The sequence below is a fragment of the Shewanella goraebulensis genome (genome assembly GCF_030252245.1).
GTDB lineage: Bacteria > Pseudomonadota > Gammaproteobacteria > Enterobacterales > Shewanellaceae > Shewanella > Shewanella goraebulensis.
This window is the reverse complement of sequence record NZ_CP126972.1, coordinates 1,926,522-1,948,899: the sequence shown is the minus strand read 5'-3', so window position 1 is coordinate 1,948,899 and position 22,378 is coordinate 1,926,522. Positions and strand designations below refer to the sequence as shown.

Here is a 22,378-nt window from a genome sequence, read left to right as displayed (position 1 = left end):
GCTCGGCATTATACCTGAACATGGATTAATACCAATGCTTAAACCCTGCCAGTAAAGCAATCAATCGTTGAAACAATTGATTGAGCTCAATTCAACTTAAAATTAATTAACTGGACTAACAAGCATCAAGCATTTTAACAGGATCGGGATGAATATAGTTGAAACCTAGCTGTTGGCAAATTAAATTGCCAATAATGGTCTTACTTGGCAAAACTTGGTGATTGAACTGCGGCGCATCCAAGCCTAAATGCACTGCGGCAGCTTGATAAAAATCAGCTCTTGAGGGGTGATTGGGCGCCGCTAAATTATAAATACTCGCAACTTCAGTGCCTTTTTCAGTCGCTTGTAAAATAGTGCGAATCGCTTCAATACAATCATCAAGATGAACAAGGTTTACTGCAACATTACCACCAGCAATATCTTGCCTTCCCCCAAAGAACTTCCCAGGGTGCCTCTTAGGCCCAATCAATCCTGAAAAGCGAATAATGCAGCTATTTTGCATCGCAGCAAAATGAGATTCAGCTTCAAGCAAAACCGCACTTTTATCATCATAAGCCGTAGCATCAGTTTCAAACATATCTTTATCCGTTGAAGGATAAACACCTGTGGTACTGATAAAAATCACCCGTTTGTACTCATGACCATTAATGAGCTGCTTCAGCCGCTGAATGTGCGTTAGATAATGACTCTCCCCCCGTCTTAGCCCTGGTGGAATATTGGCAATTAGAACATCAGCATCAAAAAGAGGCGCTAATCTCGTCGTATCATGCTCTATCGTTTGCTCATTAACTTGGCTTAAATCCAGCTCAAACGGTGTAATGCCTTGTTGAACTAACTCATCACAACCTTGTTGAGTTCTTTTAGTGCCTGCCACTAACAGCCCATCTTTCACTAATTGCTGAGCCAGCGGTAAACCGAACCAGCCGCAGCCGACAATTGCTACTTTGTTCATTTAATTATTCCGAGGGTAATATGAGTTTAAAGGTATTGTGTGATGAATTAATTCGATCGTTATTCGAACGCTACTCAATGATATGACTAATATAGAAACAAACTGGGCTATTAGCTTGTAAAGTGCTGATTAATTTTTCTGACAAAGATTCGATTTTAATAGTTTCAATAATCGTCACATCTTCATCAGTTAAACAGCGAAACGTTGCCTGTCCACCGCGATCATTACAACTATAAACATGAGGCTGTTTTGACTCAGGTGACGTCATCATCACTTTAGCAATCTTGCCATCAGATAGTTTTACTATTGAGCCTGGTGGATAAATTCCCAACACTTTTACTAATACTTGTATCAAGTCTTTTGAGTGTTTGCCCATTCTAGTTTTGAATAATGTTCCCAGCGCCACTTGCGGTGAACCAGTCTTCATCAATAAGCCTGCATAGTCATTTGCCAGTGCCGCTATTTGAGTCAACTTAGGAATTTTAATTTCGGTGAGTTTATTGGGGTAACCACTGCCATCTAAAAACTCATGATGATGCAGCACGATGTCGAGCACGGACGCTGGAAATAACCCACTTCTATCTAGCATTTCATAACCAAGATTTGGGTGAGTTTTCATATAATTAACTTCAACAGTGGTTAAATCTGTGCGTTTTCGTCTAATTGCATCGGGAATTTTAAGTTTGCCGACATCATGGAAAACACAGCCTAACGCTAAATCACGTAATTCGCTGTGACTCAAGCCAATACTATTTGCCATCATCATTGCTAACACCGCAACTGACACACTGTGCTGAGTAATACTATGCTCTTTATCCACACTGGTTACAAAAACAATTTCAGGTTGCTTACTTTCATTGAGGTGAGTCATCAATTGCTCAACCACTGTGGCGGATTCTCTATATGAGACTTCTGCATCGCTGATGACTTTACTAAAAGCAGGCCTTAAGTCGCTAGCTGCCTTGTTAAACCTTTGCTGACTAGAATGAACCGATTTTTTTATCGCACCTTGAATATCAAACTCGGCCACAACCTCTTCAACAACCACTTCTTTAACGTCTTCATCATTTGCTAACAAATGATGACCATCAATCACCGTTACATAGGTGATATCTAGGCTGTTTATTAATTCGATTTCTGCGCGAGATGTCACGGGGACTTTATTTCTGAAGAATGGATTATTGAACCACGAAATTGGCAGTTTAACCGTCAGGCCAACCACCAATTGTGACAAAGGTATATTAATTGATTCCGTTTTTGACACTATTGCTTACCTTCGAAATATCCATTTAATCCATTGGGTAATTGCATCGAACAGAGTAATAGTCCCTGTTCACTTACTTATTCATTGTTATTTATTAGTTGTTACTTTTTCTGCAATATTGCTTCTGCGCTTTCATTCTCATCATCGGCTTCCTCATTATCTGAATGGCCATCGCTAGGCGTTAAAGGCTGTGATAAAGCACTGTGATTTCTTGGTCGATTGTAATGCTTTATATGATGGTCATCCACCGCTTGTTCAATTAATTGCTTATCACTGTCTTCATCGGGTTCAGAAGGATTTTCTTGTTGTTTTAACTTCTCAGCTTGCTGATAGTTTGTCTCTTGCTGCCAGTCATTAAAATAATAATGAAGTCGCTTTGACTTCAGTAAATAGATACAAGACCAAAAGATAAACAGCGCATCTAATGCAAAACTAACACGAAACAAAAAATCATCATGCATAAGCCGTTGATTTAATATTATGGCATCGACTATTAATAATAGCCAAAGTCCGTATTTAATCTTATTAAATAATGGCCTAGCAAACTGCGGTGCACGTTTTCTTTCTGCGATAATAAGCGCATAAATAATAACAGCCCCGACACCTGCAACTAATGCCATTAAAAAATCGCTTTTATCAGGATAAAATAAACGGACTAAACCAGAGCGGTCATTAAACTGAGTTAGCGATGTTGCAAACACACACCATCCACGAGCCAAAAATATCAGTATCAAATACAAAAATAAGGGTGGTTTAATGTGGCCTTTCTCATCTAGCCAAGTGATATTACTGAAATTCACTGAGTACCTATTATTAACGATTTAGATTTAAAAAAATCTGTCACTGTTTAATACACATGAGGGCAAAACCTCATAAAACAAGCGAGATGCCAAATCTAAACAGTAATATCACTGTAAATAACTCCCATACCGACATACATATGGGGCACAGGAGTTAATGCTCAGGGCTTATTACTTAAAGTATTAGGTTAACCATTCAATAAAGCCAAAAGCTGGTCTTCATCCATGATTTTTATCCCTAAATCTTGCGCTTTAGCCAATTTTGAGCCTGCTGCTTCACCAGCAACAAGACAATCAGTATTTTTAGACACACTACCTGCCACTTTAGCGCCCATTGCTTGTAATTGCGCTTTTGCATCATTACGATTTAACTGGGTTAAAGTCCCAGTTAAGACCCATGTTTGACCTTTAAGGCTTAACTCTGCTTCATCCACAGCATCAATTGCTGGCCAACTTACCCCAGCTTCAATAAGTTTATCAATCACCTCGAGGTTGTGAGGCTGAGCGAAAAAGTGGCAAATATGTTTAGCAACAATAGCACCTACATCATCCACTTCCATTAATTCATCAACGTTAGCGGCTTTTATCGCCTCTAAGGTTTTATAGTGACTCGCTAAGTTCGCAGCTGTAGCTTCACCGACTTCGCGGATTCCTAAGGCATAGATAAAACGCGACAAGGTCGTTTTTTTAGCATCATCAATGGCTGCAATAAGTTTAGTGGCAGATTTCATTGCCATACGTTCAAGCATGGTGACCATTGACGCAGTAATGGTGAATAGCTCTGCAGGGCTTTGAACTAACTCTTTATCAATGAGTTGTTCAACAACTTTATCGCCCATACCATCGATGTTAAGTGCTTTACGTGAAGCAAAGTGTTTAATCGCTTCTTTACGTTGAGCTTCGCAAAATAGACCGCCACTACAGCGAGCAACAGCCTCGCCTTCTAGGCGTTCAACCAAGCTTTGACAAACTGGGCACTCTGTTGGAAATGTAATATCTTTAGCATCTTCAGGGCGCTTTTCAGGCACGATAGCGACAATTTGTGGGATAACATCACCCGCACGGCGAATAATAACGGTATCACCTACTTTTACACCCAATCGAGCAATTTCATCAGCATTATGCAAAGTGGCATTGGATACCGTCACACCGCCAACAAAAACAGGTTTTAACCTAGCAACTGGCGTAACCGCGCCTGTACGGCCCACTTGAAAATCAACTTCTTCTAGTAAGGTCATTTCTTCTTGAGCTGGGAATTTGTAAGCGATAGCCCAGCGAGGCGCACGTGCGACAAAGCCCAAAGTCGTTTGCTTGGTAATGTCGTTAACCTTAATCACCACACCATCAATTTCATATGACAGTGCGCTTCGTCTTGCCATTATGTCAGCGTAGTAGGCAAACACTTCAGGCAGGGTGTCACAAACTTTAACTTCTTGACTTAATGGTAAGCCCCAACCTTTTAACTGGTTAAGTTGGCCAAAGTGACTGTCAGCTAATGGGGTCACTTCACCTTCAACCACGCCTAGAGCATAAGCGTAAAAACCTAAGGCGCGGGTTGAGGTTATTTTACTGTCTAATTGACGCAAACTGCCTGCGGCTGCATTTCTAGGGTTAACAAATACCTTTTCACCTTTGCTTAATTGACGTTCGTTTAGGGCATCAAATGCAGCTTTTGGCATAATCACTTCACCGCGTACTTCCAATAGTTCTGGGTAATTATCACCCCGCAGCTTTAGCGGTACAGAATTAATGGTACGGACATTTTCAGTGATATCTTCACCTACAGCACCGTCGCCTCGGGTGGCAGCGCGTTCAAGGACTCCATTGCGATATAAAATGCTGACAGCTAATCCATCAAGCTTGGGCTCACAGCAATAGCTCACGGTATCAACTTTATCGGTAATCCGTTTATTGAACGCCTCAAAATCTGCTTGTTCAAACGCGTTATCCAAACTCAACATCGGTTTTAAATGAGTAATTTGATCAAATTTGGCTAACGGCGCACCGCCCACTCGCTGGGTCGGTGAATCACTACTGATTAACTCGGGATGAGCAGTTTCAATTGCAATCAAACGCTGCATTAATCTGTCATATTCTGCATCAGGAATGCTGGGCGCATCATCAACATAATAACGGATGTTGTGGCTATGAAGCTCAGTGCTTATTTGCTGTAGTTCGGTTTTAATGTCTTGCATAAAAATTACTCATCTAAAGACAAATAAGGCCGCAAGCGCGGCCTCATAAAAAAGAAATCAATCAGGGTTTATGATACAGCCCTAATTCTTGCTAAATATTGTTGTTTGTTGGTTTCTGTCCAAGTTAGACGTTTATCGTCCATCACTTCAGCACCTAAATCATCAGCAAGTTGCTGAGCTGAATTAAGCATGATTGAGAAGTTCATTAACGGATCACCATGACAAGGCAATGTCATAAATAACACTACACCTTGAGTCACGAATTGCTCCATGTTATCAGGGTCAAACACACCCGGCTTTAACATGTTAGCCATCGAAAATAAGACTTTGCCATTGCCAGCGTTATCCAAATGACGGTGGAATATATCCATATCACCAAACTTGAAGTTTAATGATAATAGGCAAGGCAGTAGTTCAGCACCATGTAATTGTTCACCTTCACGGGCAACAACGTGCAGTACTAGTACGTCTTGTGGGTCGCCTAATGGCTCCTCTGCTTCTTTTAATGGTTCAGCAGTTAACGGTTTAGCTACCGTTTCAGCTGCTTGCTCAAATTGAGGTTCTGCGTCAAAGTCAGCGGGATATTCATCAACCGGTGCAGTTTCAGTAAATGCTTCTGTTTTTAATTCTTGAGTCGGTGCTTGTTGCACAGCCTCAAAAGTGTCTTCAGCAAACAAAGCTTGTTGAGTTGGAACATGTGACTCGGCTTCTGGCGCAGGCTTTTCAAAAGTATTGTCAGCTACTGGTTCAAAAGAAACTTGCGGCTCTACAGCAGCTGTTTGTAATACAGGTTCTTTACGGCCAGGGTTGTAACTTGGCGCCTGTGAATTGACTGCTGATTGATTTTGTAAACCAATGCCCTTTTTAGAGCCAGCTTCGTTAATTTCAACATCATTATGAGAAGACGTATTATGACCAACAGGTTTATTTTGTTGAGAAGACATGCTTTGCTGAGAAGACCTAGGTTGCATTGTCGCTGATGATTCTTCCGCTGAGTCATTTTCGGTCGAAACACGCCTGACTTCACCAATACCATCAGCATCAAAACCTTGGGAATCACGTTGCTGTGATTGGTCTTTATAAAACCCCGTCATCGGGTTGTCTTTTAGGGTTTTAGGTTGTTGTTTACGAATAGACCAAAAACCATGAACTAGTACTGCGATAATTGCTATTGCACCTAGTACAAACAAAACCAGTTGAAAATCTTCCATTGGTGACCCTGTAATCCTGTTTATTCCGCGTCGGCTAACGCCACCGCTTCATCGATATCTACTGCGACTATACGTGAAACGCCTGGTTCATGCATAGTGACACCTATTAATTGATCAGCCATTTCCATCGTAATTTTATTGTGGCTGATATAAACAAATTGCACACTCTGTGACATCTCTTTTAGTAAGCGGCAAAAGCGCTCAACATTGGCGTCATCTAGAGGTGCATCAACTTCATCTAGCATACAAAAAGGTGCTGGATTCAATCTAAATATGGCGAATACTAATGATAAAGCGGTTAGCGCTTTTTCTCCACCACTAAGAAGGTGAATTGTACTATTCTTCTTACCTGGTGGTTGAGCCATAATCGTCACACCAGTTTCAAGTAAATCGTCATCAGTCAGTGCAAGGTAAGCCTTACCGCCACCAAATACCTTCGGAAATAGTTTTGATAAATCAGCATTCACCGCATCATAAGTGGTTTTAAATCGACTTCGGGTTTCCTTATCGATTTTGCGAATAGCCTCTTCAAGCGTTGCTAACCCTTTATTCAAATCATCATCTTGATTATCTAAATAAGCTTTACGTTCGCTTTGTTGTTCAAATTCTTCAATCGCCGCGAGGTTAATTGCGCCTAAATGACTGATCCTAGCTCTTACTTTATCAAGATTTTTCTGCCAAATACTGACTTTGGCATCTTCAGGGATCTGTTTTAGCACCGCCTGAATATTAATTTGTTGTTCTTCGAGTAATTGGTACTGACCATTAGCCTGACCTTTTAAACCTTCACGTCGTAACTTTAACCCGCTGAGCGATTGAGTCAAGTTTTGAAGGCCACCAAGCTGTTGTTTTTGAATCAATACCGCACTATCTAACCGAGATTGTAACTCTGCTTGTTGAGTGCGATTTGAATTTAACAATTGTTGCTTTAATTGCTGAACGTCTAGCTGCTGAGCTAGTTGCTGCTGCAGTTGTTCAAGCTGCTTATCACCCAATGATTCATTGCTTTGCTGTTGCGATAGTCTAAGTGAACTAATTTGCTCTACTAAAGCATCACATTGTTGCTGTTGTTTACTCAGCTGAGCTTGAGTCACAGCGGCTTGAGTTTGCAGTTGCTGCAATTGGTGGCGAAGCTGAACCACCTCTCTGTCCTGCTGACTGCGCTTAGTTTTATATTCTCGTAACTGATTACTTGCCGTTTGCCAGCCTTGATTGGCTTGTTGTTGCTCACTCATCTGTTGCTGATGCAAACTTTTAAGCTGCTCTGCTTCTGCGGTTAACAGCTCAACTTGCAGCACACCTAGACCAATTTGATTTTCGCAGTTGGCAACTTGCTCATCTAAGCTTGCTCGTCTGCGCTGATTATCTTGTTGTTGTTTAAGTAGGCTTTGGCTTTGAGCATCAAGTTTACTGCAATCTAGTTGCAGTTGATGACATTTAGCTTGCGAAGCGCTCATTTGCCCATGCACATCTGCCACTTGCTGAGTCAATTCACTAACTGCTATTTGCTCTTTGAGTAATTGCGCCTGTAATTGTTCAATTTGCAATGATAACTGTTGGCGCTCATTTTTTAACGCAAGTTCAGATTGCTTACCTTCTGTTTTGCTGATAACAAAACCATGTCCTAACAAATAACCATCTTTACTGGCAATTAAAGTAGCTTCATCCATTAAAGCGCTCGTGGCTAATAGATGTTTCGCTTGCACAACATCTTCAGCCCAAGTGACTTTGTTTAACCATGGAGTTAAATTAACAGGCGCTGAAAACTGCTCGTTAGTTGTGCCTGCATCAGGATTAAATGTAAATCCTAACGCCTGTTCAACATCGTCAATATTAGTTGGATGAACCGCAGTATTCAGCACACCTTGCAGAACGAGCTCAACCGCCTGCTCCCAACCGGGCGTCACCTCAACCACTTGCCAAAGGGCTTGGTTGTCATCAGGTTCATTATTACTCAGCCATTGGTCAATTAAGTCATGACGAGCCGTTAATGAGGTTAAATGCTGTTTATTCTGCTGATATTGATCACTCAATTGCTGCAAGTTAGCCTGTCTTTCGTCTAAAACTTCACTGAGCTGATGCTTCACTTCATCTTCAACTTCAAGTTGTTGGGTAAAAGCATTTATTTGCGCATCAAGTTGAGTCAATTCAGCTTGGCTATTTTCATCGATATTACGTTGCTGTTCAGCTTTCAACTCGATTAATTGCTGCTGTTGCTGAGTTAAGATTAATTGCTGATGCTGGAGTTTGTTTTGAGTGAGCGCCGCTTCCATTTTTGCATTAGAGACAGAATCAGAAAGTAGACTTAAATGTTGTTGTAGATCAGATGCTCTTTCTTCAACGTCATGCAATTGCTCGTCAATGGTTTGCAGTTCTGCTTCACCAAACTGTAAATTCGGCTTTAAGCCGATAACATCGGTATTGAGTTGTTTCTCTTGCAGGCTAAGCGCTTGTAACTCTTCGGTGGCAGTTTGCTGTTGAATCAGCAAATCCTGCAGTTGTTTTTCAAGTTGCGAGTCTTGTTGTTGCTGATGCTTTAACTGTTGTTCAAGTTTGGCGATTTCAGTGCCAGCTTGATAAAACTCAGCCACTAAGCTTTGTTCTGAGTCAGATAAATCAGCTAACTGCGCCTTTAACTGGGTTAACGTAAGCTCTGTGCTTTCTCCATCAGCATTGGCTGCTGCGATACTGACATCAAGTTGCTGCATCTCTTTTGCAAGGCCATCAGTCTGGCTTTGCAATTCTTGATATCGCATCACTAGCAATTGCGCGTGTAAATCACGCTCTTGTTGTTTCAATTCGCGATATTGTTTTGCTGCTTGTGCTTGTTGATCTAATTTTTCTAGCTGACTGCCAAGTTCTAATCTAATGTCATTTAAGCGTTCTAAATTTTCACGGGTGTGACGAATACGGTTTTCCGTTTCGCGGCGACGCTCTTTGTAACGAGATATTCCCGCCGCTTCTTCAATAAATACTCTTAACTCTTGAGGTTTAGACTCAATGAGTCTTGAAATGGTGCCTTGCTCAATAATAGCGTAGCTTCGTGGCCCAAGCCCGGTCCCCATAAATAGGTCGGTAATGTCTTTGCGGCGACACTTTTGACCATTCAAATAATAATTAGAGTCACCTTCTCGGCTCACTTGGCGTTTTACTGATATCTCTTGATAACTGGCGTACTGACCAGATAAACGACCATCGAGGTTTTCGAAACTAAGCTCAATGCTAGCAACAGATACAGGCTTACGCGCGCTGGAACCGTTAAAAATAACGTCCATCATTGAGTCGCCACGAAGATTTTTAGCACTGCTTTCACCCAATACCCAACGCACAGCATCAATCACATTGGATTTACCACAGCCGTTTGGACCGATAATGGCCGTTAAGGGATGGTTAAAGGGAATTTTGGTAGGGTCAACAAACGACTTAAAGCCAGCAAGTTTTATTTGTTTTAATCGCATTGTGCTTTTATGGTCGTCCGTAAGGATGAAAAATAATCAATTTGTCTAGGATAGACATTTTACTAACTTTACCAATCACGCTGCATTTTGTAACGATTTTTATGACTTAAACACACTTTAAGGCTTGTTTTCCGACCAATGCATCACCACAATCAGTAATAAGTAGTTTTTTCAAGGACGTATTAGATGGCAGTCAAACCCGTAAAAAGTGGCGTTAACTATTTTATAGATGGCTTTAAGCTGATTAAACAGCCGGGTCTTCGAACCTTTGTATTCATTCCATTAATGGTTAACTTGGTATTATTCTCAACCGCAATTTATTTTGCTATAGGCAAATTAGATGAGCTCTTTGGTTGGATGAATAGCCAAATACCAGAGTACCTCATTTGGTTGAATTTCTTCTTATGGCCACTGGCAATAGTCAGTTTATTAGTGGTGATGTCATTTGTGTTCAGCTCTGTCATGAACTGGATTGCCGCACCGTTTAATGGCTTATTGGCTGAAAAAGTAGAAATGCACCTTACAGGTAAATCATTAAACTCTGGCACCACTATTGATTTAATCAAAGATTTACCCCGCATAATGGGCCGAGAGTGGATAAAGCTTAAATACTATCTGCCCCGCGCATTAATCTTTTTAGTATTATTTATTGTCCCTGTTGTCGGGCAAACTGCCGCACCAATTTTATGGTTTTTATTTAGCGCATGGATGATGGCAATTCAATATTGTGATTTCCCATTTGATAACCACAAGGTGCCCTTTAATGATATGAAATTCGCCCTTAGCCAAACTAAAGGAACCAGTTATAGCTTTGGCGCTGCCGTGACATTATTTTCGATGATCCCGATAGTAAATTTTATTGTCATGCCGGTCGCCATTTGCGGTGCAACAGCAATGTGGGTAGATAAATACCGTGAAGCCTACAAACACCCAGAAATCGCACCTGAATAGGCAAGTTAGCGCCATATTGACGAAACACTAAAACCTATGTAACCGCCCCGACTATTTAGTTGGGGCTTTTTATTTGACACATTTATTAATTTACATATTTAATTCAACTGGTGACCTTTCAACCCAGTAACAATTTGAAACTATTATCCTACAAATAATTAACGACCTTTTTAAAAGTATTTGCGACAATTGCACAAACTAAATTAAAAATCAGCGTGCATTGTGAATAAAACCTTATCGATTCAAACTCTTTTAACTGGATTGTTATTGGCGGGCTCTACCGTATCAGCATCAGCATTAGCCGGCGACCCTGCACAATTTAATGTCAATATTCCCACTTTAGCAGCAGGCATCGAAGTAGATGGCGATTTATCAGAACCTCAATGGCAACAAGCAGCAAAAGTTCAGCTCAAATACGAAACTTCGCCGGGTGAAAACATCGCCGCGCCGGTGACCACTGATGCCAAAATATTTGCTACTGAAACCAGTTTATTTGTCGCCTTTATCGCCCATGACACAGACCCATCTAAAATAAGAGCCAACTTACGAGATCGAGATAACTCTTGGGGTGACGATCAAGTGGGTATTAAGCTCGACACCTTCAATAATGCCCGTCTTGCCTATCAGTTTTTTATTAACCCTTATGGGGTGCAAAATGATTCCATAGAAAATGAGTTAACAGGCCAAGAAAGCGATGCATGGGATGGTATTTGGTACAGCAGCGGTAAACTGACAGACCAAGGTTACCAAGTCGAAGTTGAACTACCACTTCGCCTGTTTAATTTTGATGATAATAAAGATATTCAGACTTGGGGGATTGAGTTAGTTCGTTTTTACCCTCGTAATGAAACCCATAGAATATCTAGCCACAAAATTGACCGTAATGTTTCATGTCAGCTATGTCAGCTTGGTACAGCGACTGGCCTTGCTGGTGCTCAGCAAGGGCAAGATATTCAAATAACCCCATCAGTGGTAGGTTCACGTAACAGTAATCGAGAGTTAAACCCTAACCAACCTTGGGAAGATGACGACAATGTTGAAGTTGGCCTTGATTTACGTTGGGGTATTACACCGACTACATTATTAAACGCCACCATTAATCCAGACTTTTCGCAAGTTGAAGCGGATTCAGGCCAGCTTGATGTCAATAACAACTTTGCCTTGTTCTACCCTGAAAAACGCGCTTTCTTCCTGGACAATAAAGACTACTTCGACACTCAACTGAGTTTGCTGCATACCCGAAATATCAGCTCGCCAGATTACGGGGTAAAACTTACCAGCAAAACAGATGACCACACACTAGCTGTTCTCGCTGCAAATGATGAACAAACCCATTTTTTAGTACCTGGCAACTTAAGCTCGGACGTCGCGACCATTGACGAAGAAAGCTATAACTTCGCAGCAAGATATCGATTCGATCCAAGTAAAGAACTATCCTTTGGCGGTCTAGTGACAGCTAAACAATCCGACAACTACCATAACTATGTGGCTAGTCTTGATACGAAATGGCAACCCACACAGCAAGATACTTTCACTGCTCAATATGTGTTTTCAGATACCGAATACCCAGAGGATTTTTTTCAGCAGTTTTGTAATGGTGATGATTGCTCAACCCCACCACAAGAATGCGAAACAGGTAATTGTGATTACAACGAGCGAGTGTTACGAACCAAAAAACAAGATAACTTTTCAGACAGTATGTACCGAATAAGTTATGACCATGAGCAACGTAACTGGCGAGCATTTTCTCGTTATGAATCTATTGGGGAAGATTTTAGAGCCGACTTAGGCTTTATTGAAAGAATCGATGCCAGTAAATTTGTTGCCGGTGGTAATTACTATTGGTACCCAACAGATAGCTTCTTTAACAAGGTTGAGTTTGGTGGCGACTGGGATATTACCCATAATCAAAATAATGAAAAAATCGAACAAGAAGCAGAAGCTGCAATCCGCCTTAATGGTGGTTGGCAAAGCTATATTGCCAGTGGTTTTGTTCACAAAGACCGAGTCGGGCGCCGTCAGGACAGTTCATCACTTGCCATTGATGACAACACTACAATGTATACACTTGATTTAATGTGGTTTTACACTAATTTTGTCCCTATCGAATCTTTAAAGTTAGAGTTTGATATGAACTATGGTGATGATATTGATTATGCCAATGATCGCCCTGCGACCATCACCATGTTCAATCCTGCTTTTGAGTGGAAAATTACCGAATCTGTCATCTTAGATGTTAACCATAAATACCAAGCGTTAGATGTCGATGAAGGACGTTTATTTACTGCAAACCTAACTGACTTGCGTCTTAACTGGCAGATCACCTTAAACAGTTTTTTACGCTTAACCAGTGTTTATACTGATATTGAACGTGACCCTGATTTATACAAATATCAGTCGCCAAATGAGCAATACCAACAGTTAGGCAATGAAATTTTATACGGTTATAAACTCAACCCACAAAGTGTGTTTTATGTGGGTTACTCTGATGGATTAATTTCAAATGATGATATTGATTCACTGACTAAAAGAGATGAAACCTATTTTATGAAAGTTAGCTATGCTTGGTTGCTATAGTTTTAGTTTTAGTTTTAGTTTAGCTGTTCACCTCAACAAATTAAGTGTTAAGCACGGCTTATCTACTCAGCTTTAAAAAGCTAAAGAACCTAATAAAAGCTAAAATATCAGTGAATTAAAAAGGACTGCTTAGCAGTCCTTTTTAATGTGTGTTATTCAAATAAAAACTATCAATAAATAACCCGATTACGTCCAGCTTCTTTAGCTTCATACAGCCCCAAATCAGCGCGATGTAATATGGTATCTAGATTAATATCTGTGTTTTCAGCACTCGCTATTCCGCAACTAAAGTTAACGGTTAATTCACCAGCGTCAGTTGCAAATGGCTGCGCAGCAAGTTGCTGCCTAAATTTATCCATCACAGTAAATGCGCGCTCGCCGTCTAGGCCTTTAAATGCCACCACAAATTCTTCACCACCAAAACGGGCAACGGTAAAGTGCTGACCAAAGGCACTCTTCAAACGCTTAGCAAACTCAAATAAAACCTGATCGCCCACATCATGGCCATAGGTATCATTGACGTTTTTGAAGAAATCGATATCAATTAATCCTAAGGCTAATTGCCCTGCCTCACTGACATCTTTTTCATGTTGCTTGAAAAAATAACGGCGAGTATAAGCTTTCGTCAGGTAATCTCGGTTAGCTTGCTCCCAGAGACTACGCAGCATATCAAGCGAGTCTAAGGTATTTAATACGCGGCAATGAAACTCTTCATGTACAAATGGTTTCTGTAAAAAGTCATTAGCACCATTTTTGATAAAACGAGCAGATAAACTTTCGTCCGTATCGTTTGATAGACCAATAATGGCTAAATCTTCACGGCTAAACTTTTCGCGTACTTTTAGAATTAACTCGAAGCCATCAACATTTGGCATGTTGTAATCAGTAATCAGCAATTGAATATCAGGGGTTTCATTTAAAACCTGAATCGCTTCTGCGCCATCACATGCTTCAAGCACTGTAAATAACTGTTGTTCTAATAAAACCTTAACGAACTTACGACTCACAACAGAATCATCAGCCACTAGAACTTTTACATGTTGATTTTGGTCTAAACGAGCCACCAGTTTAACTACATATTCATAGCTAAAACGATTCTCTTTAAGAACGTAATCTGCAATGCCTAATTTAAGGAGTTTTTTACGCTGACGAGAGTCAAGGTTAGAGGATAAAACAATGCAGGGTGTTTGATATGACATCAATACAAGTTGGGCTATTTCACCATCTGGAGCATCTGGTAAATTTAATTCTGCTACAACGACAAAGTATTTATGCTGTTCTAATAATGCATTAGCTGAAGCGACATCAGCAGCGATGTCCACTTCACAATGCAAGTCTTGCATTAATAAATGCCGAAGTACCTTAGATACAGCTTCGTTATCTTCAACAATCAGAATACGCAATTAATTCACCCGTTTTACTATTAGGTTTTTTCTAAAATGATGCTCCCAATAGAATAGCCAGCACCAAATGAACACAGGAGTCCTAAATCACCGGTTTTAAAATCTTGATTATACTTATGAAATGCAATAATCGACCCGGCTGACGCAGTGTTAGCAAACTCATCTAACACTACAGGAGCTTTACCTTCTGTAACATTATCACCGAGAAGTTTACGAACTACAAACATATTCATATTTATATTCGCTTGATGCAACCATAAACGTTTAAATTCATTAGCTTGTATCTGTTCTTCTGCCAACTGCTTATCTAAATGTTGATAGATCATCGGCAGCAACTCTTTGAATACTTTTCGGCCTTGTTGGTGGAACAACTTGTCACTGCTGTTTGCTGTATCGGGATCGCAGCGATTAATATGACCAAAGTTACTGCGAATGTTATTGGAGTAATCTGTAAAGCACTGGCTTGAAAGCACATTAAAGGCGTGTTCGGATTGAGCTAATGAGGCTTTTTCCACCACAACTGCTGTCGCTACATCACCAAAAATAAAATGGCTGTCACGGTCACGGTAATTCACTTGTGGCGAACATATTTCAGGGTTAATCACTAACACTCTTGATGCCGTTCCTGATTGAACTGCATTAACCGCATTCACTATGGCAAACGTCGCTGATGAACAGGCCACCAGCATGTCATAAGCAAACCCTTTGGTGCCCATCGCTTGTTGAATTTCAATGGCGATTGCTGGATATGAACGTTGAGTATAAGCACAGGCCACAATGACTAAATCGATATTTTCAGCGCTCAGCTGCGCTTGATTCAGCGCTTGTTTAGCCGCTTCAATGCCAATTTCAGCTTGCATCGATAACGAATCTGATGGTCTATCTTCAATAAGCGGCATCATAATATTTGGATCTAATATGCCATCTTTAACCATCACATAACGACTTTTAATGCCTGATGCTTTTTCAATGAATTCAGAAGATGAGTGCGATAAAGGCATGACGTCGCCCGCATCAATTGCTACTTGGTTTTGTCGATTAAACTGGTCAACATAAGTATTAAAACTTTCAACTAACTCATCATTACTGACACTGTGCGGCGGTGTATATAAACCACTACCTGAGATAACCACTTTATTCATATTATGTCTGCCATATCTATATTGGTGAATACAGCAATTTATCGTAAATTTACAATGCTTAATCTTGGAAACGGTTATACAGGTTTATAACTCGCCCATTAAAGAAGGATAAATTGCGTTTCTGTAATCTCAGTCTATTACTATCTTTGCTATTCATTAAGCACTAAATGTTGATTTAACGATGGTCAGACCATCAACAACCTATTAGCGTGCTTAACTAACATCTTGTTATATAAGAAGATGCTTTATTATTATAATTGAGTTAACTTTAATAACTAAAAGGAATAACGAATAACAAAGTATCACTGTTAAAGCCCCCTAAACCGATTATCATTAGACAATGCCAACATAGGAGCAAACCATGAGCAACATTTACGAAGACAATTCATATACGCTAGGTAATACCCCACTAGTGCGCCTTAATCGAGTAAGCAATGGTAAAGTGTTAGCCAAAGTTGAAGCACGTAATCCAAGTTTTAGTGTTAAGTGCCGTATTGGCGCAAACATGATTTGGGATGCTGAAAAGAAAGGCACTCTAACTAAAGAAGTAGAGCTTGTAGAGCCAACTTCAGGTAATACAGGTATTGCACTTGCATATGTTGCAGCTGCTCGCGGTTACAAATTAACCCTAACTATGCCAAATACTATGAGCCTTGAGCGCCGTAAATTGCTTAAAGCTTTAGGTGCTAATCTAGTGCTAACAGAAGGCGCCAAAGGAATGAAAGGTGCGATTGATAAAGCTGAAGAAATTCGCCAATCTGATCCTGCTAAGTACCTTATTTTAGGCCAATTCAGCAACCCAGCTAACCCTGAAATTCATGAAAAGACAACAGGTCCAGAAATCTGGAATGATACTGATGGTGAAGTTGCAGCATTTGTAGCTGGTGTTGGTACTGGTGGTACGATTACGGGTGTTAGCCGTTACTTAAAAAGCAAAAACAAAGACCTTGTATCTATTGCAGTAGAGCCAGTTGACTCACCTGTTATCGCGCAAGCAAAAGCAGGTCAAGACTTAACTCCTGGACCACATAAAATTCAAGGTATTGGCGCAGGTTTTATCCCTGGCAACTTAGATTTAGATATGGTTGACCTTGTTGAAGCCGTTAGCAATGACGACGCTATTGAAATGGCACGTCGTTTAATGGAAGAAGAAGGTATCCTAGTAGGTATTTCTTCTGGCGCAGCCGTTGTAGCCGCAAACCGTATTGCAGAAAAGCCAGAATTTGCAGGCAAGAATATCGTTGTTATTCTTCCTTCTGCCGCTGAGCGTTACTTATCATCAGCACTATTCGCAGGTGCATTTGGTGACAGCGAAAACGTTCAATAATCATTTATTGAAATAGTTAGCAGTAAATCAAAAAACCAGCAAATGCTGGTTTTTTTATGTCTCAAGGTGAGGATTCACTGAAATCATGCAATGAGTTTAACTCATTGCAAGAGTAAGACTAGAGCTAATCTCTTCGGTGCTGAGCATTAAAATTAATTCCTGCTCTTCTCCCCATAAAATCCGTTGTTGATGCACTAAACCGAGTTTATTAAGTAAACTAATTGAAGCAGTATTTTCCAAACTGGTTATACCTAAAATCGGTGCTATGCCTAAGGTACCACTAGCATAATCCATCACAGCTTTTGCAGACTCATAGGCATACCCTTTTCCCATATATTGAGGTAAAAAGCCAAAACCTATATCGGTATAAGGCAGTCCTTCCCGATTTACTAAGCCACTCATGCCAATTACGCATTCATCTTGATTTCGAATAACGGCAAATAGCCCATAACCATTAATCTCATAACTTGGAATAAGATTGGTTGATAAAAATTCCTGTGCATCTTCTAATGTCTTAATACCGCGATCGCCAATAAACTCAATATATAAAGGTGAGTTCATTAGTTGATAAATGAATTCACCGTCGTCCAAAGTGAATTCTCTAAGCGTTAAACGCTCTGTATTAATCATTTTATATCCATTGAAAATAACTATGGCTCCATAGATACATCGCTACGTCATCTATTTCAATCAGGAATAGAGCTAGATCAAATTCTTATGTCATTACGTTTGTTAACATCCGCATACTTTTAACTCCACTCCAAGAAATTGACTCATTTTATGTCTTTTTACCAATCACCTAAAAAAATATCCGCTTTCGATGCAAAATTTGAAGCACAAAAAATTGCCTTTGCACCAGTCAGCTTCCAAGTCGCTCGCTGCCTTAGCCAATTTGACATACTCAAACAGGTTGATGACACCGGTGAAAATGGCATTACATTGGTACAGCTCACCGAAAACAATGACCTGTCAGAATATGCGATTCACGTATTACTGGATATGGGCCTGAGTATGGGATTATTTTGGTGTAAAGATGACCATTATCGTTTGGATAAAACTGGTCACTTTCTACTGCATGATGACATGGCATCTAAAAACCTAAACTTCATCCATGATGTTTGTTATCAAGGCTTATTTGAACTTGAAGCATCACTTAAGCAAGGCAATGCAGCAGGTCTGAAACACTTAGGTGATTGGGAGACCATTTACCCTGGTTTAAGCCAACTGCCAGAACAAACTAAACAAAGTTGGTTCGAGTTTGATCATTATTATTCCGATCATGCTTTTGACAGCCTCTTGCCAATGATTTTTAAATCTAAACCACAGCATATCGTGGATGTTGGCGGCAATACGGGTAAATGGGCTTTTGCTTGTACAAGCTATGATCCTAACGTCAACATCACCATCATGGATTTACCAGGGCAGTTAGCAGTTGCGATGGAAAATGCGCGCAATAATAATGTTGCAGAACGAGTAATCCCTTTCGAAACAGACTTGTTAGATGAAAACAAACCGTTTTGCCAAGGCGCTGATTTGTATTGGATGAGCCAATTTCTCGATTGTTTCTCAAAACAACAAATCGTCACTATTTTAAAACGAACAGTGGCAGCAATGACCCCCTGCAGTGAACTGTGCATATTAGAAACATACTGGGACAGACAACCGTATGAAGCTGGTGCTTACTGCGTTAATGCCACATCGCTTTATTTTACCGCTATTGCCAATGGCTACAGTAGAATGTACCACAGTAAAGATATGTTAAAGATGATCAGTGAAGCTGGACTTTATGTCGATGAAGATGTCGATAATATTGGTTTAGGCCACACATTACTGCGTTGTAAAATAAAACCGTCGTGAACATTCTTTAACTTGTTAATATTTAAAAGAGCCCATTAAGGGCTTTTTTAACATTTAAATACTATCCAAACTCGTCAACATCCCTTCCAAAGCTAGGCATTACAGAGAACAGAGTAAATGTTAAATAGTGATTAACCTCACAAATCCAATTACGCAACATTAAATCTTCATTGTAAAAATGATGCACTCTGTAACATTTTACATTTCAAGCAAATCACTCCCCAGCCTGCAAACACTCAAATCATTAACAACCTCAACACTAAAAACACACACATCAAAGTCTAATCGAGCTAAAAATCCATCAATTTATTTGATCTAGACCTCTCCTTTCCACAAACAAATTAGATCCCAGAACAAGCTGTTAAATCAGGATTACATTCAACCAACTAAGCTGTAACAAAATCAACAAAATCAACATGTAAACAGTCCGTTGTTTATGTTGAATAAGTATGGTTTTACCCACCTCCCGCAAACTCTTGTTAACCAGATTTACAAGTTAGCAATGAGATTTACTAAATAAAAACGCGGTTACAATAAAAGTGATAAGGAAGAGATGAGATGCAGCTTAATTCAAGATTGGCCAGCGCAATTCGCATTGCATTGGTAGGTGGTGCGTTTACCGCAGCCCTAGGTTCGCCAGTAGTACTTGCAGAAGAAGGTGCTGATGTAGAACGAATTCAAATTACCGGTTCACGTATTAAACGTACCGATCTAGAAACCGCCACCCCTGTTACTGTACTTAGTGCTGACGACATGGCTAAACAAGGTTTCACGACAATTCAAGATGCACTACAAAACCTCACATCAACTACTGGTGCGATGACGACACAAGAAGTCCATGGTTTTACCCCTGCAGCATCTTCAATCAGTTTACGTAACGCTGGAGCAAGCCGTACATTAACGCTTATTGATGGTAAGCGTTTAAACCAGTACCCAAAACCTGCCGGCGGAACGGATAACTTTGTTGATACTGCCAACCTTCCAATGGAAGCGGTTGAACGTATTGAAGTTCTGCAATCGGGTGGTTCAGCTATTTACGGTGCTGATGCAGTTGGTGGTGTTATCAACATCATCTTGAAAAAAGATTTTGACGGCGTAGCCCTTAAATACCGTCATGGCGACACCATGGAAGGCGGCGGAATGAATGACCGTATCGCACTTTCATTAGGTTCTTCAAACGAAAAAGGCAACGTATCAACTTTCATTGAATTCAGCAGTAATGAAGCATTACAAGCCACAGATCGTGAAAACTTCGGACTACATACAGATAAAGTCCCTCACAGTGATTACTCACAATACAGCTCTTATGGTGCTCGTATTGCGGGTACAGGAACTGGTGCTCGTTCGCTGTCACCACAAGAATGTACTGATGGCGGATTCTTCTGGGACGATGCCCGCAGTATTTGTGGTTTTGACCGTTCAGAATGGCGTGACTTAGAACCTGAAAGCTACCGCTTTATCAGTACGACCAACTTCAACTATGAACTAGCTGACGATATCACTTTCTTAGGTCGTCTTGATTTTGCTAATGCTAAATCAACCACCAATTTTGAACCAATGGCTATTGATGATTACGATATCAATGTTTCAGGTGATGACTTAACCGTGAGTTACGGCGATTTGATGAGCAAGACATTCAACAAATCTACCGGGCTTGGTGGTGACTTCGCTAATGCCACTGATGGCGATTACTACTATGTTCGTCGTCTACACGAATTTGATAACCGTAGTGGCGAAACGAACACCAATAACTACTTCTTCTCAGCAGGCTTACAAGGCGTTTTAGCTGATGAGTACGACTGGGATATGTCTGTAAACTACGGCCGTACCAACGTCGATGTTTACCGCAGCGGTTTTGCCACTGTTGGTGGCATGTTCGATTACATCACTGCAGGTGAAAACGGTAATTCATTACTTGAAAATATGTCTGAAGAAGATGTTGAAGCAGCGTCTTACTCTCCATTTGAACGAGCTCAGTCTACTCAAAAGAACATTCAAGCAAACATTACCGGTATGGCGTTTGAAATGCCAGATGGCGATGCCATGTTTGCATTTGGTGCTGAATACACAGAACAAGATTATGAAACAGAATCTGATTCAGAAACCCAAAATGGTTCAGTGCTAACAACAGGCGGTTCATCTGGTGCGGGCGAACGTGATTTCTGGGCAACTTATGCAGAATTAAGTGTGCCATTAATGGACGAATTAACGATCGCAGCAGCGCTTCGTTACGACCACTATAGCGACTTTGGTGGCAATTTATCACCACAAGTGACCGTAGAATACCGTCCAGTTGATGAGTTATTAGTTCGTGGTTCTTGGAGCAGCGTATTCCGTGCCCCAGATATGCACCGCGTATACGGCGATGCAACCAACGGCTTCACTCAAGTTATCGACTTTAAACAGTGTCAAGCAATGGGTGGCCAACCTGGTGTTACCAACCCAGATCCAACCATCAATGAAATCTGTAACGAATTACACATTGATACTACAACGGGCGCTAACAAAGAGCTTGAAGCTGAAACCGGCTACACAGCAAACATCGGTGCTGTATGGGGTGGCGATAGCTTAGAAGCATCGATTGATTTATGGGAATGGAAACTTGACGACATGGTAAGCGATATCAGCGCTTCAACTGCCGCACAAGAATACGATACCTATGAAGATATGATTACTCGTGATGCAAGTGGCACGATTACTCACATCAACACTGTAGCGCAAAACTTAGCGTATCAAAAAGTTCGTGGTATTGATTTAACAGCTGGTTACAGCTGGGACTTCAATGACATGGGTGAATTGCGAGTTAACTTTAATGGTACTTACATTTTGTTATCTGAAGGTCAATTAAACCCAACTTCAGATGTTGATGACGACATTGAAGATGGCGGATTACCTCAGTACCGTGCCAACATGATCTTCACCTACTTCATTAATGACTTTGAAACCACGCTAGGTGCTTACCATACTGCACGTATGCATGGTGTGTCTTACAGCTCATTCATTGATGATGAAGCTTTTGATGAAGAAGATTTAGAAGTCGCATCACAAACTAAGTGGAATCTAACATCAGCATATAACTTCACTGATAACATGAAGTTAACTGCTGGTATCGTCAACCTATTTGACGTAGGTCCTAACTTTGATCCAACCAACACATCATGGCCTCACTACCCTCGTGGCGTATACAACGCTCGCGGACGTGAATGGTTTGTTGAAGGTGAAGTTAAGTTCTAGCGTTAAT

At 40.6% G+C, this 22,378-nt stretch carries 13 protein-coding genes and 1 pseudogene; 5 read left to right on the top strand and 9 right to left on the bottom strand.

Annotated features, from left to right (window positions below; all coding sequences use genetic code 11):
* Nucleotides 1–115: 115 nt before the first annotated feature.
* The 6 genes and pseudogenes from QPX86_RS08095 to QPX86_RS08070 form a co-directional block, all read right to left on the bottom strand.
* Complete coding sequence (locus QPX86_RS08095; RefSeq protein WP_285164884.1) at nucleotides 116–952, bottom strand: SDR family oxidoreductase; 837 nt, start codon at nucleotides 950–952, stop codon at nucleotides 116–118.
* A 70-nt stretch (nucleotides 953–1,022) separates the two neighbouring features.
* Entirely contained in the window at nucleotides 1,023–2,216 is a 1,194-nt protein-coding gene (locus tag QPX86_RS08090; RefSeq protein ID WP_285164883.1) for an HD-GYP domain-containing protein, read from the bottom strand.
* Between the two features lie 338 nt (nucleotides 2,217–2,554).
* Nucleotides 2,555–3,016, bottom strand: a pseudogene (locus QPX86_RS08085) (DUF2919 domain-containing protein); the annotation flags it as partial.
* 188 nt (nucleotides 3,017–3,204) lie between these two features.
* Nucleotides 3,205–5,211: an NAD-dependent DNA ligase LigA gene (gene ligA / locus QPX86_RS08080; protein WP_285164882.1), complete on the bottom strand. Its 2,007-nt coding sequence runs from the start codon at nucleotides 5,209–5,211 to the stop codon at nucleotides 3,205–3,207.
* Between the two features lie 68 nt (nucleotides 5,212–5,279).
* Entirely contained in the window at nucleotides 5,280–6,422 is a 1,143-nt protein-coding gene (gene zipA / locus QPX86_RS08075) for a cell division protein ZipA (RefSeq protein ID WP_285164881.1), read from the bottom strand.
* A 20-nt stretch (nucleotides 6,423–6,442) separates the two neighbouring features.
* Nucleotides 6,443–9,880, bottom strand: a complete 3,438-nt coding sequence (locus QPX86_RS08070; RefSeq protein ID WP_285164880.1) for a chromosome segregation protein SMC — start codon at nucleotides 9,878–9,880, stop codon at nucleotides 6,443–6,445.
* Between the two features lie 186 nt (nucleotides 9,881–10,066).
* Between QPX86_RS08070 and cysZ the strand changes: the two genes are divergently transcribed.
* Together cysZ and QPX86_RS08060 are read left to right on the top strand one after the other, a co-directional pair.
* A complete protein-coding gene (gene cysZ / locus QPX86_RS08065; RefSeq protein ID WP_285164879.1) occupies nucleotides 10,067–10,831 on the top strand; it encodes a sulfate transporter CysZ in 765 nt (254 codons plus the stop codon).
* A 222-nt stretch (nucleotides 10,832–11,053) separates the two neighbouring features.
* Nucleotides 11,054–13,408, top strand: coding sequence for a carbohydrate binding family 9 domain-containing protein (locus tag QPX86_RS08060; protein WP_285164878.1), 2,355 nt, complete (start codon nucleotides 11,054–11,056; stop codon nucleotides 13,406–13,408).
* A gap of 170 nt (nucleotides 13,409–13,578) precedes the next feature.
* On the opposite strand, the gene QPX86_RS08055 is transcribed toward QPX86_RS08060, so the two are convergent.
* Together QPX86_RS08055 and QPX86_RS08050 are read right to left on the bottom strand one after the other, a co-directional pair.
* On the bottom strand, nucleotides 13,579–14,811 hold the full coding sequence (locus QPX86_RS08055) for a response regulator (RefSeq protein ID WP_285164877.1): 1,233 nt from the start codon (nucleotides 14,809–14,811) through the stop codon (nucleotides 13,579–13,581).
* A 20-nt stretch (nucleotides 14,812–14,831) separates the two neighbouring features.
* On the bottom strand, nucleotides 14,832–15,953 hold the full coding sequence (locus tag QPX86_RS08050) for a beta-ketoacyl-ACP synthase III (protein ID WP_220753404.1): 1,122 nt from the start codon (nucleotides 15,951–15,953) through the stop codon (nucleotides 14,832–14,834).
* Nucleotides 15,954–16,314: 361 nt separating this feature from the next.
* On the opposite strand from QPX86_RS08050, the gene cysK reads away from it, so the two are divergent.
* Nucleotides 16,315–17,280: a cysteine synthase A gene (gene cysK, locus QPX86_RS08045; protein ID WP_220753403.1), complete on the top strand. Its 966-nt coding sequence runs from the start codon at nucleotides 16,315–16,317 to the stop codon at nucleotides 17,278–17,280.
* 96 nt (nucleotides 17,281–17,376) lie between these two features.
* Here cysK and QPX86_RS08040 read toward each other — a convergent pair whose 3' ends face one another.
* Nucleotides 17,377–17,910: a GNAT family N-acetyltransferase gene (locus tag QPX86_RS08040; RefSeq protein WP_285164876.1), complete on the bottom strand. Its 534-nt coding sequence runs from the start codon at nucleotides 17,908–17,910 to the stop codon at nucleotides 17,377–17,379.
* Nucleotides 17,911–18,060: 150 nt separating this feature from the next.
* Here QPX86_RS08040 and QPX86_RS08035 point away from each other — a divergent pair, with 150 nt between their 5' ends.
* A complete protein-coding gene (locus QPX86_RS08035; protein WP_285164875.1) occupies nucleotides 18,061–19,137 on the top strand; it encodes a methyltransferase in 1,077 nt (358 codons plus the stop codon).
* Nucleotides 19,138–19,695: 558 nt separating this feature from the next.
* On the top strand, nucleotides 19,696–22,371 hold the full coding sequence (locus tag QPX86_RS08030) for a TonB-dependent receptor (protein WP_285164874.1): 2,676 nt from the start codon (nucleotides 19,696–19,698) through the stop codon (nucleotides 22,369–22,371).
* The last annotated feature ends 7 nt before the right edge of the window (nucleotides 22,372–22,378 follow it).